The 13,932-nt window shown below is 69.5% G+C and carries 13 protein-coding genes; 1 reads left to right on the top strand and 12 read right to left on the bottom strand.

What is annotated here, in order from left to right; all coding sequences use genetic code 11:
- The 3 genes from GBZ26_RS18460 to GBZ26_RS18450 form a co-directional block, all read right to left on the bottom strand.
- A partial coding sequence (locus GBZ26_RS18460; protein WP_174440090.1) for an ABC transporter substrate-binding protein occupies nt 1–1,598 on the bottom strand: 1,598 nt, incomplete at its 3' end.
- Nucleotides 1,599–1,783: 185 nt separating this feature from the next.
- Nucleotides 1,784–2,839, bottom strand: coding sequence for a helix-turn-helix transcriptional regulator (locus GBZ26_RS18455; protein WP_174440089.1), 1,056 nt, complete (start codon nt 2,837–2,839; stop codon nt 1,784–1,786).
- A gap of 160 nt (nt 2,840–2,999) precedes the next feature.
- A complete protein-coding gene (locus GBZ26_RS18450) occupies nt 3,000–3,407 on the bottom strand; it encodes a glycine-rich domain-containing protein (RefSeq protein ID WP_174440088.1) in 408 nt (135 codons plus the stop codon).
- 587 nt (nt 3,408–3,994) lie between these two features.
- On the opposite strand from GBZ26_RS18450, the gene GBZ26_RS18445 reads away from it, so the two are divergent.
- Entirely contained in the window at nt 3,995–4,522 is a 528-nt protein-coding gene (locus tag GBZ26_RS18445) for a hypothetical protein (RefSeq protein ID WP_174440087.1), read from the top strand.
- 40 nt (nt 4,523–4,562) lie between these two features.
- On the opposite strand, the gene GBZ26_RS18440 is transcribed toward GBZ26_RS18445, so the two are convergent.
- The 9 genes from GBZ26_RS18440 to GBZ26_RS29955 all read right to left on the bottom strand — a co-directional run.
- Nucleotides 4,563–7,085 (bottom strand): sensor histidine kinase, encoded by a 2,523-nt coding sequence (locus GBZ26_RS18440; protein WP_343207308.1) that lies wholly within the window; start codon nt 7,083–7,085, stop codon nt 4,563–4,565.
- Nucleotides 7,072–7,746, bottom strand: a complete 675-nt coding sequence (locus tag GBZ26_RS18435; RefSeq protein ID WP_035682711.1) for a response regulator transcription factor — start codon at nt 7,744–7,746, stop codon at nt 7,072–7,074. Before GBZ26_RS18435 ends, GBZ26_RS18440 begins: the two co-directional genes overlap by 14 nt.
- Before the next feature lie 48 nt (nt 7,747–7,794).
- A complete protein-coding gene (locus GBZ26_RS18430) occupies nt 7,795–8,673 on the bottom strand; it encodes a universal stress protein (RefSeq protein ID WP_174440085.1) in 879 nt (292 codons plus the stop codon).
- Nucleotides 8,674–8,686: 13 nt separating this feature from the next.
- The gene (locus GBZ26_RS18425) at nt 8,687–9,358 is read right to left on the bottom strand and encodes a TerC family protein (RefSeq protein ID WP_174440084.1); all 672 of its coding nucleotides are present in this window, start codon (nt 9,356–9,358) and stop codon (nt 8,687–8,689) included.
- A 27-nt stretch (nt 9,359–9,385) separates the two neighbouring features.
- Complete coding sequence (locus GBZ26_RS18420) at nt 9,386–10,930, bottom strand: tripartite tricarboxylate transporter permease (RefSeq protein WP_174440083.1); 1,545 nt, start codon at nt 10,928–10,930, stop codon at nt 9,386–9,388.
- 40 nt (nt 10,931–10,970) lie between these two features.
- On the bottom strand, nt 10,971–11,459 hold the full coding sequence (locus GBZ26_RS18415; RefSeq protein WP_174440082.1) for a tripartite tricarboxylate transporter TctB family protein: 489 nt from the start codon (nt 11,457–11,459) through the stop codon (nt 10,971–10,973).
- Nucleotides 11,460–11,528: 69 nt separating this feature from the next.
- Entirely contained in the window at nt 11,529–12,506 is a 978-nt protein-coding gene (locus GBZ26_RS18410; protein ID WP_246654158.1) for a Bug family tripartite tricarboxylate transporter substrate binding protein, read from the bottom strand.
- A 61-nt stretch (nt 12,507–12,567) separates the two neighbouring features.
- Nucleotides 12,568–13,539: a Bug family tripartite tricarboxylate transporter substrate binding protein gene (locus GBZ26_RS18405; protein ID WP_174440080.1), complete on the bottom strand. Its 972-nt coding sequence runs from the start codon at nt 13,537–13,539 to the stop codon at nt 12,568–12,570.
- Between the two features lie 51 nt (nt 13,540–13,590).
- Nucleotides 13,591–13,932 (bottom strand): hypothetical protein (locus GBZ26_RS29955; RefSeq protein WP_211104826.1); only part of this gene is annotated, 342 nt, incomplete at its 5' end.

The raw sequence follows: 13,932 nt of genomic DNA, 5'->3' as shown, positions 1-13,932 counted from the left end.
GTGCAGGCAGTCACGGCCGGCCCGGCGCCCCGGCAGGCCACCCGGGCGGCGTGGTGGCCGGCCGCCCCGTAGGGCCGGTGGACCAGCCGGGCCGCGCCCGGCCGCCCCAGGGCCACGAACTGCGGCACCGCAAGCGGTACCGCCACGACCTGGTCCCGGAGAAGGGCTTCGGCGTCCCGGTAGAGCGCGTCGCGGGCGTCGGGCTCGGCGAGGCCGCGCGCGCGCTCCATGAGCCGGTCGAAATCCGGGTCGTGCCAGCGGCTGCGGTTGGTCGGGCTGGTGCCAAGCCATTGGGTGGCGAGCTGGTCCATGGGATCGGGGAAATCCGCCGTCCAGCCATTGATGAACAGCGCCTCGTGCCCTTCGTTGATCGCCGCCACGAAGGCCGCACGCTCCTGGATGCGCACGCCGACCGGAATCCCCAGCACCGCAGTCAGTTGGGCGGCGAAATAGGTGGCCTCCTCGCGCACGTTGGGGCCGCCGGCGATCTGGAGCGGCGGCAACCCGCGCCCGCCGGCGTGGCCGGCCTCCGCCAGCAGCGCCTTCGCCCGGCCCGGATCGGTCGGCGGCAGCGGCACCGTGTCGGGCCGGTAGCCGCCCAGGCCGGGCGTGACGAAGCCGTTCGTCAGCACCGCCCGCCCGGCGTGGAGTCCGTTCACCGTGGCGACTCGGTCCAGCGCGAGGCCGACCGCCTCGCGCACGCGGCGGTCGCGGAAGGGCGGGTACAGATCCTGGTTCAGGGCAAGATAGCGCACCTGCGCGCGGGCGAAGGCCGCGACCTGCCCGTCGTATCGTGGCTGGCGGACCACGGTGCGCACGGCGTTTTCGGGAAGCGGCGCGACGTCCAGCTCTCCGGCGTCGTAGCGTGCCAGCAGCGTGTTGGTGTCGGGCAGCACCGCCAGGGACACCGCGTCCACGGCGGGGGCACCGCCCCAATAATCGGCGTGGGCATCCAGGCGCACGGACTCGCCGCGCCGCCAGGACGTGAGGCGGAATGGTCCGGTGCCGCCGGACGCCCGCTCGTGCCATGCCGGTCCGAACTCCGCCTCCATGCCGCGGTCGACGAACAGGAACGGGTAGAGCGGGAACAGCGCGTCAGGTTCGCTCAGCCGTACGATGAGCGTGTGGGAATCGGGAATGGCGACGCCGGACAGCGACGCGGCGGTCCCCTGCTGCAACGCTGCGGCCCCCTCTACCCCACGCAGGTAGAAGGCGCTGTAGCCGGGCTGGGGCTTGCGCGTCAGATGGTGTTCCCAGGTCCACAGCACGTCGGCGGCGGTGAATGGACGTCCCGAATGGAAACGCACGTCCGGGCGCAGGGTGAAGCGCCAAGTCCGCCCGCCGTCCGGCGTCTCCCAGCGGGTGGCCAGCGCCGGAACGGCGTTGCCGGCGGCGTCGATGGTGGTAAAGCCCTCATAGACCTGCCGGAGGACGCCGGACGAGACCAGCCCGGGAAAGGCGAACGGGTCTATGGTCGTGAGATCGTCGGACAGGCTGGCCCGCAAGGTTCCCGCCATTGCCGGAATTGCGGCGGCTCCCGCGCCGGCTGCGATGGTCAGGACGGTCAGGAACAGGCGGAGGACGGCGGGCAGAGACATGGTGCGGGATGTCGCAGGGCGGTGGGCAAGGAGTGGAAAGAACGGACGCCCCTGCCTCCTTCACGGCCTCCGGCCGGAGCGGAGCCGGAACCGCCCGGACATCCGCCATATGTATGCACAAGAGTGCGTCCATATCCAGGTATTCGCGCCGTCGGCGATGCGTCCGGCACCATACCCGGATTCGATCAGGCGCGCGACCCGAAATGCCAGCAGATCGTCGTCACCTGCCGCACGATTCCCGCCTGATTGCGCAGCCCCGTCTTGCCCAGGATGGACGAGACCTGGTTGTACACGGTCCGCCGTTCCACCCCGCGGTCCTCGGCGATCTCGTCGACGCTCCGGCCGGAGCACAGGGCCAGCGCGATCTCGGCTTCCGATCCGGTGATCTGGAGAAGTTCGGCGACGGCGCGCGCCGACACGGCGGGCAGAACGTCCGGATCGACGAGGGTCAGAAGAAGGATGCCGTTCATCGGGCCGCCACTTCCGACGCTCTGGGCCGGCGGTTCCGACAGGGTGATGAAATAAGGCGACGGCTGGTCCAGGCGCGACACGCGCAGCGTGATCGGCGTGCGGGTGCGGCGGCGGAAGAATCCGGCGGCCCGCTTGGACAACTCCGCCTGTTCGGTCGGGGCGTCGGGGATGCACAACCGGCCGCCGACCAAGGACAGCCCGTCCCCCCGCGACAGGATGGAGGCGAAGGACGGGTTGCCGTCGATGACCTGGCAGCGCGGCGTCAGCAGCGCCGCCGGGTAGGGCAGGGCGTCGAGAAGGCGGACGACGAAGGAGGGCTGGGCCGCTTGCGGCAGGACCCCACCGCCGTTGAGGGAAATCAGACTGTCGAAGCCGCTCCGGAAATTCTCCAGGACGTTGCTGGTGACGTCGCGCCGGATCTGGTACCACCAGCCGTCCGTGTCGTCCAACCGCTCGTAGGTGATCTGGATGACCCGCCCGTCGGAATGGAGTGTGAAGGACTGCCAGAACCGGTTGAAGCGGCGGAGGTCCTCGGCATAACCGATCCACCGGTCCGGGTCGGAATAAATGGTGTCCGATCCGAATTTCTTATGCTTCACGCATTCCCACACGATGTCGCGGAAGGTGACCGCCCGCGAATAATCGATGAAGGGATAGATCGTCTTCTGCTTGTCGTTGGTCGCCAGCAGCGTGTCGCTTTTGTCGAAGATGGCAAGCCCGGCGTTCATGTCCCTGGCGCGGCCGGAAAGATCGTGGACCAGATCAGACATCAATCCCTCCTCTTTCTCTCGCTGCCGGGGATGACGGACACCCCCCTGAATGGGGCCTGGACCGCCGCTCAGGGGGGTGTCCACGAAACGCGCTGCCAATCGAACGAATTTAGCAGCAAACGCACCGCGTCATGCAACGATCAATACGATGGTATGACGCTCAGGCCGCCTCGACCGTGAGGAAGCAGCCGGCGAGTTCCTCCGTCGGCAGTTCCACGCCGAGCGTCGCCCGGAAGGCGTCCTGGGTGTTGGCGACGGCTTTCTGCCACGCGGCGGCGTCGGGAGCGTCCGGGTGGTGATGGACCCGGGCGCCGACCAGCCGCATCATATCCGCCTCGTAGCGGTCCATGAACAGGATGTGCTCGTGCCACGCCGCGTCCGCCGCCTTCGTCGGCACCAGGATCAGGTTCGGCTTCGCCGCCACGACGACGAGGAACTGGCGGTAGGCCTCGACCGATTCCGTGGCCTGCTCCGGCGTGTATCCGGCCATCTCGAGCCGCTTGTTGATGAAGGAGAGGTCGAGGTTCGCCGGCTGCACGGACGAGACGCGTTCGCTGTTGTCGTTCATTCTCGATGATCCTTTCAAAAGGGAATGAGGTTCACTTCGGTCCTTGAAAACCTCCGCCTGACGACGCCGGCCTTGTGCCCTGTGGGAGGAACCGTCCGGCAGGTCATCCGGCGGGGGCAAGCGGGAGGTATCCTGGTTGGCGGTGTCCCATCGGTCGGCAACCATGCAGGGCACCGTCCGGCTTGATCCGGCTGAGGCCGTGGACAAGCCGCCAAGGCTGCGTTTGCGTGCGCCGCGCGTCCCGTAAGCTTCTGCAACAGGCCCGCCATGCGCCCCTCCTGCATACCCGAGTGTATCATAGTTGCGGTTGTGCAGACGCTCAAGAAAATATCGATTATTTGAGTTGAATCTGTTTATCGCGTTTTTGGGTAACGGCATACATATGCAATATCCCCATTTTTAATCGCCCCTGGATCGTATGAAACATCTCACTTGATTGATCTGTTTTCGTTGCTATCCGCGGAGGAGTTGGTATCTTCCTCGAAGGGTTGCAATTCCATGTCAAACTCGTGGGGTTCCGGATGCAAGACCGGCGGGCAAATCCTTTTTCTTCGTCATGGCTTAATGGGCTGCTCGCAGAGGCTTTGATGCGTCCGGCTCTTGATGGGGCTGAGGACGCGCTGACCTTGGCGGATCTGTTCCCCGCGATCGCGCCGCCGTTTCCCGACGCGGGTGCGGTCGTCGCGGTCTCGCGGGCCAGCGGCTGGCTGCGCCATGCGGTGGCGGCGGCGCAGGAACAGCCTCCGCTTCGAGTGGGCCGGGATCTGCGGAACTTCGCCGATTACATGGTGGAGGCGGTGCGGCTGATGCAGCGGCATGGCCACTTTCAGGACCGCAACGACCGGCAGAGGGTGAAGGTTCTTTTGAAAAGGGCAAGCGGGCGTGGACCGGACCGCGCCACGGCGGCGGAGCGCCTGCTGTCCGCCGCCGAAAGCCCGGACGCCGGACGGTCGGATGCGATCGCCGAAGCGCTTGCGCCGCTGGGCGGTTTGGATCCGGCGACGACGCTGCTGCTCGGTTTGGCGGCCCTGCCGGTGGACAAGCGCCGGGCGCGGCTGCACGGCATGGGCACGGCCCTGCGGGCGTCGGCGCCACCGGGCCGCTGGAACGGGTGAGGCGTCGCGCGGAACGGCGGGTTTTCGGAAGATCCCTGGCTCAGGGCAGCAGGATCGCCGACTGCCATTGCTGCAGGAACCGCTCCCGTTTCAGCCGGTCGAGGAACACCAGCAGGGCCGGGCTGAGCGCGATGGGGTGCAGCGGCGCCGCGGTGCTGGAGCGCAGGCCCGACGCCGAGGCTTCCCGCTTGATGCCTGAGGAGATGGCGTAGAGGGCGGAGCGGTCGGCCACTACCTCCTGCCCGCGCGGCGACAGCAGATAGTCGATGAACGCCCCGGCGAGCTGGGGGCGGGGCGCCGTCCGGGGGATCACCGCGACGCGGGAGATGACCAGCGTGTAGTCCTCCGGCACCACGATGCCGATCGGCGCCCCCGCTGCCGCCCGCGCCCGCGCGTAGGAGCCGAGGACGTTGTAGGCGATCAGCACCTCCCCCCGTTCCACCATGTCGAGGATGTCGCCGGAGCAGCAGGCCAGCCGCGCCTGGGCGTTGCCCATCATCGCCACGAGCTGCCAGTACTGGCCGAACAGAAGGGCGTCGTGGGACGCCAGCAGATAGCCGATGCCGCTGGTGGCCGTGTCGTAGGTGGCGACGCGCCGGCCGAAGCGCGCCGGGTCGTCGCGCAGCAGCCGGATCAGCGCCGGGCGCGTGCGCGGCACCTCCGCGTCCGGAAGCAGGTCGCGGTTGTAGGCGATCACCGCCGGCTCGAAGGTGAAGCCGAACGCCTCGTCCCGCCAGTTCGCCCAGTCCGGCAGCGCATCGGTCAGGGAGGAACGGTGGGGCTGGGTGTAACCGTCGTTGACCAGTTTCACCTGAAGGTCGGAGGCGGAGCTGATGAGCAGATCGGGCGTCTCCACCGTGGCTCCCTTGGCCGGCGCGGCGACCGCCTCGGCGTAAAGGTCGGCGGTGTCCATGTCCTTGTAGTCGATGGTGACGTCGGGGTGGAGTTGCTGGAAGTCGAGGACCAGCGGCTCGATGGCCTGCCGGTCGGTGGCCGAATGGATGCGCAGCCGCTCCCGCTCGCCGCCGGGGGCGGGGTAGGTGATAAGTTGCGCCGCCTGCGCCCAGGGGGACCAGAGCAGGGCAAAGAGAACCAGAAGCGGCAGCAGGACCCGCGCGGCTCCTCCCCCCGCCGGGGCAGCACCGCCCGCCTCAGGGAAGTCGATGCGCGCGATCAGCCCGCCGCCGGGACGGTCGAGCAGTGCGAAGGCCGCCCCGTGCGCCTCCACCACCGAGGTGACGATGGCGAGGCCGAGGCCGCTGCCCGCCACCCCGGCCGCGGAGCTGCCGCGCCCGAACCGCTCCAGCACGCGGCGCTTCTCGGCGTCCGGCACGCCGGGGCCGCGGTCGGCGATCTCCACGCGAAGGCCGCGCCGGTTCGGCCGGGGGGTCAGCGTCAGGTCAATGGGGCCGGACGGGCCGGCGTACTTCACCGCGTTGTCGAGCAGGTTGGTCAGCGCCTCGCGCAGGCTGATGGCGTCGCCGGGGACGGTGGCCGGCTCCGCCGCGCGGTCGATGTCCAGGCGGATCGCCGTGTTGCCGGCCACCGCCCGGGCGCGCTGGAACACCTGCTCCAGCAGAGCGCCGAGATCGACGTCCTCCGGCTTCAGCGCCTCGCTGCGGTGGATCACCATGGCGTGGTTGAGGAGCTGGCTGGTCAGCTGGCTGGCCTCCACCGCGTTGCGGTGCACGCGCTGGGCGATGCGGTGCAGGGCGTCGGGGTCGTCCTCGTCGATGGCGAGTTCGGCCTGCAGGCGCAGGCTGGCCAGCGGCGTGCGGATCTGGTGGGCGGCGTCGGCCAGGAAGGTCTGCATGGTGTCGAGGTTGGATTGGAGACGGGCCATGAGCTGGTTGATCGCCTGGACGAGCTGCGACACCTCCTGCGGTGGCGGCATGGCGATGGGGGAAAAGTCGTGAGGCTGCCGCTCGCGGATCATCCGTTCCAGCGAGCCCAGCGGGGCCAGCGCCTGCCGCACCCCGAACCAGATCAACCCGCCGGCCGCGACGACGGTGAAGGCGATGGGCAGGAAGGCGTTCGCCAGGATGTCGCGGGCCAGCGCCCCGCGCTCCTCCCGCGTCTGGGCGACGGCGATGGTGACCCAGCCGCCAAGCTCCGGCTGCGCCGCGAAGCGCTTAAGGACGGCGATCCGCACCGGCATGCCGCGGAAGGTGGCGTTCTCGAACCGGGTGGCGGAGTCGCCGCCGGCCGCGCCGGCCGCGCCGGCGACCCCGGCCTTGGCGGGCGCGACCGGCAGGTCGTGGTAGCCGGTGACCAGCTCGCCGTCCGGCGCGGTGATCCGGTAGAACACGCGGTCGCGCCGCGCCTGGGCCAGGATGCCCAGCGAGGAGTAGGGCAGGTCGACGGAAAAGCGCCCGTCCTCCACCCGCACCGTGTCGGAGATCGACAGGGCCGACGCCATCAACAGCCGGTCGAAGGCGGCGTCGGCGGCGCGCTGGGCGTAGGCGCTGACGAACAGGAACAGGCCGGCGGTCAGGACGGCCAGCACGCCGAGCAGCCGGATGAACAGCCGCCGCCGCAGCGAGTATCCCTCAGCCTTCGGCACACACTTCCGCCACATACCCCAGCCCCCGAACCGTCCGGATCTCCACCGACGCGCCCTCCAGCTTGCGCCGGAGGCGGGAGACATACAACTCGATGGCGTTCAGCGCGGTGGGCTGGTCGAGGCTGAACAGCCGGTCCATCAGGTCCTCCTTGGACAGGACCGTGTTCAGGTTGCTGAGAAACAGCTCAAGCAGCCGGAATTCGCGGCCACCCAGATCGACGGGGCGGGCGTCGATCAGCACCTTCTTGGCCGCGGCGTCGAAGACCAGATTGCCGAACTGCGTGCGCGAGGAGGCGAGCCCGTGCGAGCGGCGCAGCAGGGCGCGGCAGCGGGCCTCCAGCTCCCGCAGGTCGAAGGGCTTGACGATGAAGTCGTCGGCGCCGAGGTCGAGCAGGTCGACCCGGACATTCACCTGGGAGCGGGCGGTCATCACCAGGACCGGCGTGGCGTCGCGGCGCTGGCGCAGGCGGTTCAGCAGCGTCTGCCCGTCCACCCCCGGCAGCATGATGTCGAGCAGGACGAGCTGGTACGCCTCCTGGCGCAGCAGCTCCTCCGCCTCGTCCCCGGTCGGCGCCCAGTCGACGGCGTAGCCCAGCTTGCGCAGCCGGTGGACGATGGCGTCGGCCAGATCCTCGGTGTCCTCGACGACGAGTATGCGCATGGTCCGTCTCCGGCCTTCATGTCCCCTCTGGGGACATGAGTCCATGTATCAGTGCGCCATGAAGATGGGAATGGCGGGCGGCTCGCGCAGCACGTCGAGCGTGACGCCGCCCCACACCCGTTCGCGGACGCGGCTGTGGCCGTAGGCGCCCATCACCAGCAGGTCGCAGCCGGCCTCCGCCGCCGTCTCCTGCAAGGCCCGGCCGACCGCGCGGCCCGACGCCGCGACCCGGCGGATCGACGCGGCGACGCCGTGCAGGGCGAGGTAGGCCGACAGGCGGTCGGGATCGGAGGCGCGCCCGGGATCGGCAACATCGGCCGACAGGATGACCGCCTTGCCGGCGCGCTGCAGAAGCGGCAGCGCCGCCGCGACCGCCCGCGAGGCCGCAGCCCCGCCGTCCCAGGCCACGGCGACCGCGGAGCCGACCGACGCCGGTTCGGCCGCCGGGGCCAGCAGCAGCGGGCGGCCGGAGCCGAACAGGCTGGCCTCGATGGCCGGTCCCATGGCGTTGGTCCCGTCGGAGGTCTGGGCGATCACCACCAGATCGGCGAGCCGCGCCTCCTCCGCCAGCGTCTCGGCCAGCGGGCCGGTCGCCTGCTGCCAGGAGGCGGTCGGACCCTCCGCACCCGCGACTCCGCCGGTCAGGCTGTCCGCCTCGGCAGCGGCGAAGCGGCCGCGGAACTCCTCGAACAGCGCGTGGGCGGAATCGACCACCCGCGCCTGATCCTCCTGCCCGATGCGGATGAGCTGCTCAACCAGCGCCTTGGGAATCGCGGCGCTTTCGACGGAGGTGCGGATTTCGACCTGCGGCATGACGCTCAACCCCTCCACATGGGCGCGGAAGCGGCCGGCGAGCAGAAAGGCCGTGGCGATGGCGCGGCGGTCCAGCGGCCGCCCGGTCAGGGGAACGAGAACCTTCTTGATCATCGGATTCGCTCCGTCACGATAGCCAGGAGGTGTGCATGAGGACTTCGTTGCTGCCGCGCCAGATCATGTCGAGCGCCACATAGGTGATGATGGCGAGACCGACCCAGCCGATCCAACGGTGCTTGTGCAGGACATGCGCGATCATGTTGGCCGCCGCCCCCATCAGAACGACGGACAGCAGCAGGCCGATGACCAGGATGGTCGGGTGGTCCTTGGCGGCGCCGGCCACCGCCAGAACGTTGTCGAGCGACATCGACACGTCGGCGACCACGATCTGCCAGATCGCCGCCCCCACCGTGACGCCGCCCACCGCGGCCCCGGCGGCGGCGTTTCCGGACACCCCCAACGGCGTGTCGGGGGCCTCCATCGCTTCGTCCGGCGCCACCTCGTCCGTCCCGTGGGAGCGCAGCTCGCGGTACATCTTCCAGCAGACCCAGAGCAGCAGAACGCCGCCGGCCAGGGTCAGCCCGATGATGGCGAGGAGTTGCGTGGTGATCAGCGCGAAGAAGATGCGCAGCACGATGGCCGCGCCGATGCCCCAGAAGATCACCTTGCGGCGCTGCGCCAGCGGCACGGCGGCGGCGGCCATGCCGACGACGATGGCGTTGTCGCCGGCCAGCACGAGGTCGATGGCGATGACCTGTCCCAAGGCGGCGAGCTGGGACCAGAGATCGACGCTTTCCATGGAAAAGTCCTTCGAAGAATGACGGTCTTACGTCGCGGGATGGGTGCCGGACGGCGAGGCGCCGTTGCTCTTGCCCGCGCTTTTGGCCACGCCGTTGCTCCGGTAGCGCAGAACCATCGGGCCGATCACCAGCAGGGCCGCGATGATCAGCAGGGCCGCCGAGATCGGGTGCGTCAGGAAGACCGACGGGTCGCCCTGGCTGATCGCCAGAGCGCGGCGGAACTGCTGTTCGGCCAGCGGCCCCAGGATCAGGCCGACCACGCAGGGCGCCACCGGAACGTTCAGAACGCGCATGCCGAAGCCGAGCAGCCCGATCACCCACAGGATGACCAGATCGATGACGTTGTTGTTCAGCGTGTAGGCGCCGAGCGACGAGAAGACCAGGATGCCGGCGTACAGCCAGGGCCGCGGGATCAGCAGCAGCTTCACCCAGAAGCCGACCAGCGGCAGGTTCAGCACCAGCAGCAGCACGTTGCCGATGTAGAGGCTGGCGATCATGCCCCAGACCAGCTCGGGGTTGTTGTCGAACAGCGTCGGGCCGGGCTGCAGGCCGTATTGCTGGAAGGCGGCGAGCATGATGGCGGCGGTCGCCGAGGTCGGCAGGCCGAGCGAGAGCAGCGGCGCCAGCACGCCGGCGGCCGACGCGTTGTTGGCGGCCTCCGGACCGGCGACGGCCTCGATGGCGCCCTTGCCGAACTCCTCCGGCTTCTTCGCCAGACGCTTCTCGACCAGATAGGACAGGAAGGTCGGGATCTCGCTGCCGCCCGCCGGCAGGGTGCCGATGGGGAAGCCCAGCAGCGTGCCCCGCAGCCACGGCTTCCACGAGCGCGACCAGTCCTCGCGGCTCATCCATTTTGAGCCCTTGAGCGCGTAGATCTCCTCCGTCTCGAAGCGGTGGCGGGAGGCGACGTAGAGCGTCTCGCCGACCGCGAACAGGCCGACCGCGACGACCACCGTGTCGATGCCGTCGAGCAGCTCCGGCACGCCGAAGGCCAGCCGCGCCTGACCGGTCTGCATGTCGATGCCGACCAGACCCAGCGCCAGCCCGAGGAACAGGCTCGCCAGGCCGCGGGCCAGCGAGCTGCCCAGCACCGCGGTGACGGTGGTCAGCGCCAGCACCATCAGCGCGAAATACTCGGCCGGGCCGAACAGCAGGGCCATCTTGACCATCAGCGGGGCGACGAAGGTCAGCGCCGCGGTGGCGATGGTGCCGGCGATGAAGGAGCCGATGGCGGCGGTCGCCAGCGCCTGGGCGCCGCGGCCCTGGCGGGCCATGGCGTGGCCGTCGATGGCGGTGACGATGCTGCCGGACTCGCCCGGCGCGTTCAGGAGGATCGAGGTCGTCGAGCCGCCGTACATCGCGCCGTAGTAGATGCCGGCGAACATGATGAAGGCGGAGGTCGGCTCCAGCCCGTAGGTGACCGGCAGCAGCAGCGCCACGGTCAGCGCCGGGCCGATGCCGGGCAGCACGCCGACCGCGGTGCCCACCGTCACGCCGATCGCCGACCAGAGAAGATTGTAGGGCGTCAGCGCCACGAGGAAGCCGTGGCCCAGGGCGGCAAGGGTGTCCATTGTGCAGTTTCCTTCCCGAAGCGGGGCTTATCCGGCGTTCCTACTCGGCGTCGGGGGACGTGAGCCGTTCGACGATGCTGCCCTCGGGCAGGTTCAGGCCGAGCCCGTAATTGAAGGCCACGAAGGTGAAGGCGGCGAGCGCCAGCCCAATGGCGAGATTGACGATCAGCCGCCGGCCGCCGAAGGCGCGGGAGACCGCGGCGAACAGGATGGTGGTGGAGGGGATCCAGCCCAGCGTGTCGAGCAGCAGGAACTGGACGGCCAGCCCCGCCGCGACCAGCGCCACCGCCCAGAGGTCCAGTTCCAGCCCTTCGGCGTGGGCGATGGCCCCGGCGAAGGCCTCGCGCAGCAGGGACAGGCCGACCAGGACGAGGCCGCCCGAGATCAGATAGGGAAACAGGGCGGGGCCGACCACCGCCCGGCCGACGCTCGGGGTCAGCATGGTCTCGACCGCGATCAAGCCCCCAAGGGCGATCAGCCCGCCGCCCAGCACCGCCTCTCCGGCGCGCATGCTCCGACCGGTGGTCATCGCTTCATCCTCCCAGACTGTTTTTTGCGGACCGGCGGGCGCGGCGACCGCGCCCGCCTGGTTCGGTCCTTACTTCACGAGGCCGATGTCCTTCAGCGTGCCTTCGATCTGGGCGCGCTCCTGCTTCAGGAAGGCGGCGAACTCGGTGGTGGGCTGGTAGAGGTCGATCCAGCCGCGCTGCTTCACGGCCTGCTTCCACTCGTCGCTGGCGACGGCCTTGGCGACGGCCTCCTGGAGTTCCTTCAGCTCGGCCGGCTTGGCGGATGCCTGGGCGAAGACGCCGCGCCAGTTCACGAACTCCAGGTCGACGCCCTGCTCCTTCAGGGTCGGCGTGTCGGAGCCCGGCAGGCGCTGCGGGGCGGAGACGGCGATGGCGCGCAGCTTGCCCGCCTGGAACTGCGGGGCGAACTCGCTGTAGCCGCCCATGCCGAGGGTGACGTGGCCGCCCAGCGCCGAGGCCAGCAGCTCGCCGCCGCCCGCGGTGGCGACGTAGTTGACCTTGTTCGGATCGACACCGACCGCCTTGGCGATCAGGCCGGCCAGGATCTGGTCGCTGCCGCCCGCCGAGCCGCCGCCCCAGGAGACCGAGCCGGGGTCCGCCTTGAACTTCTTGATCAGGTCGTCAAAGGTCTTGATGGGCGAATCCGGCGGGACGACGATGGCGGTGTACTCGCCGGTCAGCCGGGCCAGCGGGGTCACCTGATCGAGCGTCACCGCCGACTTGTTGGTGACGATGGCGCCCAGCATGATCTGGCCGCCGACCAGGATCGTCGGCGAGCGCTTCTTGGCGGTGACGAACTGGGCGAGGCCGACCGTGCCGCCGGCGCCGGGGATGTTCACGACCTGGATGCCCGACGCCAGCTTCTGGTCCTGGAGAACCTGCTGGAGCGTGCGGGCGTGCTGGTCCCAGCCGCCGCCGGGGCTGGCCGGGGCGATGATCTCCAGCCCCTTGATCTCGGCCAGCGACGGGGTGGCGGCGAGGGCGGCCGTGGCGAGGACGGCGGCGGTCAGGACGCCCTTCACGGCGCCCGGCATGCGGATGGTCATGACGCTTCGCTCCATGGGTGTGTTTTGTTCTGAGACTTGGCGGATCACCGCCGGCTGTCGGTCACTTGACGAGGCCGAGTTCCGTCAGGACGCCTTCGATCCGGGTCCGTTCGTTCTTCACGAAAGCGGCGAACTGGTCGGGCGGCAGGTAGAGGTCGATCCAGCCGCGCTCCGCGGCGATGCGCTTCCAATCGTCGGTGCGGACCATGGCGCCGACCGCGTCGTCCAGGACCTGCTTCTCCGACGCCTTCAGGTTGCCCGGCGCCATCACCGCGCGCCAATTCACCAGCTCCACGTCCACGCCCTGCTCCTTGAAGGTCGGGACGTCGATGCCGGGAAGGCGCTGCGGGGCGGAGATCGCCAGGGCGCGCAGCTTTCCGGCCTGGAGCTGGGAGGCCATCTCGTTGTAGCCGCCGGTCGCCACGGTGATGTGCCCGCCGAGCACCGAGGCCATCATCTCGCCGCCGGCACCGGCGGCGATGTAGTTCATCTTGGAGACGTCGCCGCCGATCGCCTTGACCAGCAGGCCGTAGAGGATGTGGTCGGGGCTGCCGACGGCGAAGCCGCCCCAGGAGACGGAGCCGGGGTCGGCCTTGAACTTCTTCACGAGGTCGTCGAGCGTCTTGAGCGGCGAATCCGCGGCCACGACGATGGGCTGATACTCGCCGGTCAGGCGGGCCAACGGGGTCACCTGATCGAGCGACACCGGCGACTTGTTGATCAGGATCGCCCCGATCATGCCGAGGCCGGAGATCATCAGGCCGGGGGTGCGCTTCTTGGCGGTGACGAACTGGCTGAGGCCGATGGTGCCGCCGGCCCCTGGGATGTTGACCACCTGGACGCTGGAGGCCAGCTTGTGGTCCTGGAGGACCTGCTGCATGGCGCGCGCGTGCTGGTCATAGCCGCCGCCGGCGTTGGCGGGGGCGATGATCTCCAGATTCTTGATCTCCGCGGACGCGGGAACGGCGAACAGGGCGGCTGCGGCCAGCACGGCCGCCGCCAGCATCCCCCTGGCGGGGTTGCCGAGGCTCATGGTGTTTCCTCCGAATGGACTTTTTGCTTTTTGGGCGGCGCTTGCTGCGCCTTACGGGGCCTTGGCGGTGGAACTCTGCGGGCGCGCCTCGTAGAGGAGGACGGAGCCGCCGGCCCCCGCGCCGCAGGCGGCGCCATAAAAGAGCGGGGTTCGCTCGTCCGCCGATGCGGTCTTCGCCGTGGGTTCCGCCGGCTTTCGGGCTGCGGATTCGGTCGCCATGGTGGAGGTTCCGGGAACGGTGGTTGGCTGTTCCAACTGTTTAGCAGGCGAACCTGTCATGAACCTGTCAGCCACCGGCCGGGCACGCAAAATTTCGGCGCTCCACCCGGAAGAGGCGGAGCCCGGTCTCCGGCGGTTTTTCACCCGCCGGTCAGGAAGAGAGGCGTTCTTGCC

The organism is Azospirillum formosense (assembly GCF_013340925.1).
GTDB lineage: Bacteria > Pseudomonadota > Alphaproteobacteria > Azospirillales > Azospirillaceae > Azospirillum > Azospirillum formosense.
The sequence above is the reverse complement of the archived record's forward strand: the minus strand, read 5'-3'. Positions and strand labels throughout refer to the sequence as shown.

Excerpts from the sequence above, each read along its gene's own strand:
- GBZ26_RS18455 (WP_174440089.1), bottom strand. The coding sequence starts at position 2,839 with ATGTCTGATCTGGTCCACGATCTTTCCGGCCGCGCCAGGGACATGAAC.
- GBZ26_RS18450 (WP_174440088.1), bottom strand. The coding sequence starts at position 3,407 with ATGAACGACAACAGCGAACGCGTCTCGTCCGTGCAGCCGGCGAACCTC.
- GBZ26_RS18445 (WP_174440087.1), top strand. The coding sequence starts at position 3,995 with ATGCGTCCGGCTCTTGATGGGGCTGAGGACGCGCTGACCTTGGCGGAT.
- GBZ26_RS18435 (WP_035682711.1), bottom strand. The coding sequence starts at position 7,746 with ATGCGCATACTCGTCGTCGAGGACACCGAGGATCTGGCCGACGCCATC.
- GBZ26_RS18430 (WP_174440085.1), bottom strand. The coding sequence starts at position 8,673 with ATGATCAAGAAGGTTCTCGTTCCCCTGACCGGGCGGCCGCTGGACCGC.
- GBZ26_RS18425 (WP_174440084.1), bottom strand. The coding sequence starts at position 9,358 with ATGGAAAGCGTCGATCTCTGGTCCCAGCTCGCCGCCTTGGGACAGGTC.
- GBZ26_RS18420 (WP_174440083.1), bottom strand. The coding sequence starts at position 10,930 with ATGGACACCCTTGCCGCCCTGGGCCACGGCTTCCTCGTGGCGCTGACG.
- GBZ26_RS18415 (WP_174440082.1), bottom strand. The coding sequence starts at position 11,459 with ATGACCACCGGTCGGAGCATGCGCGCCGGAGAGGCGGTGCTGGGCGGC.
- GBZ26_RS18410 (WP_246654158.1), bottom strand. The coding sequence starts at position 12,506 with ATGACCATCCGCATGCCGGGCGCCGTGAAGGGCGTCCTGACCGCCGCC.
- GBZ26_RS18405 (WP_174440080.1), bottom strand. The coding sequence starts at position 13,539 with ATGAGCCTCGGCAACCCCGCCAGGGGGATGCTGGCGGCGGCCGTGCTG.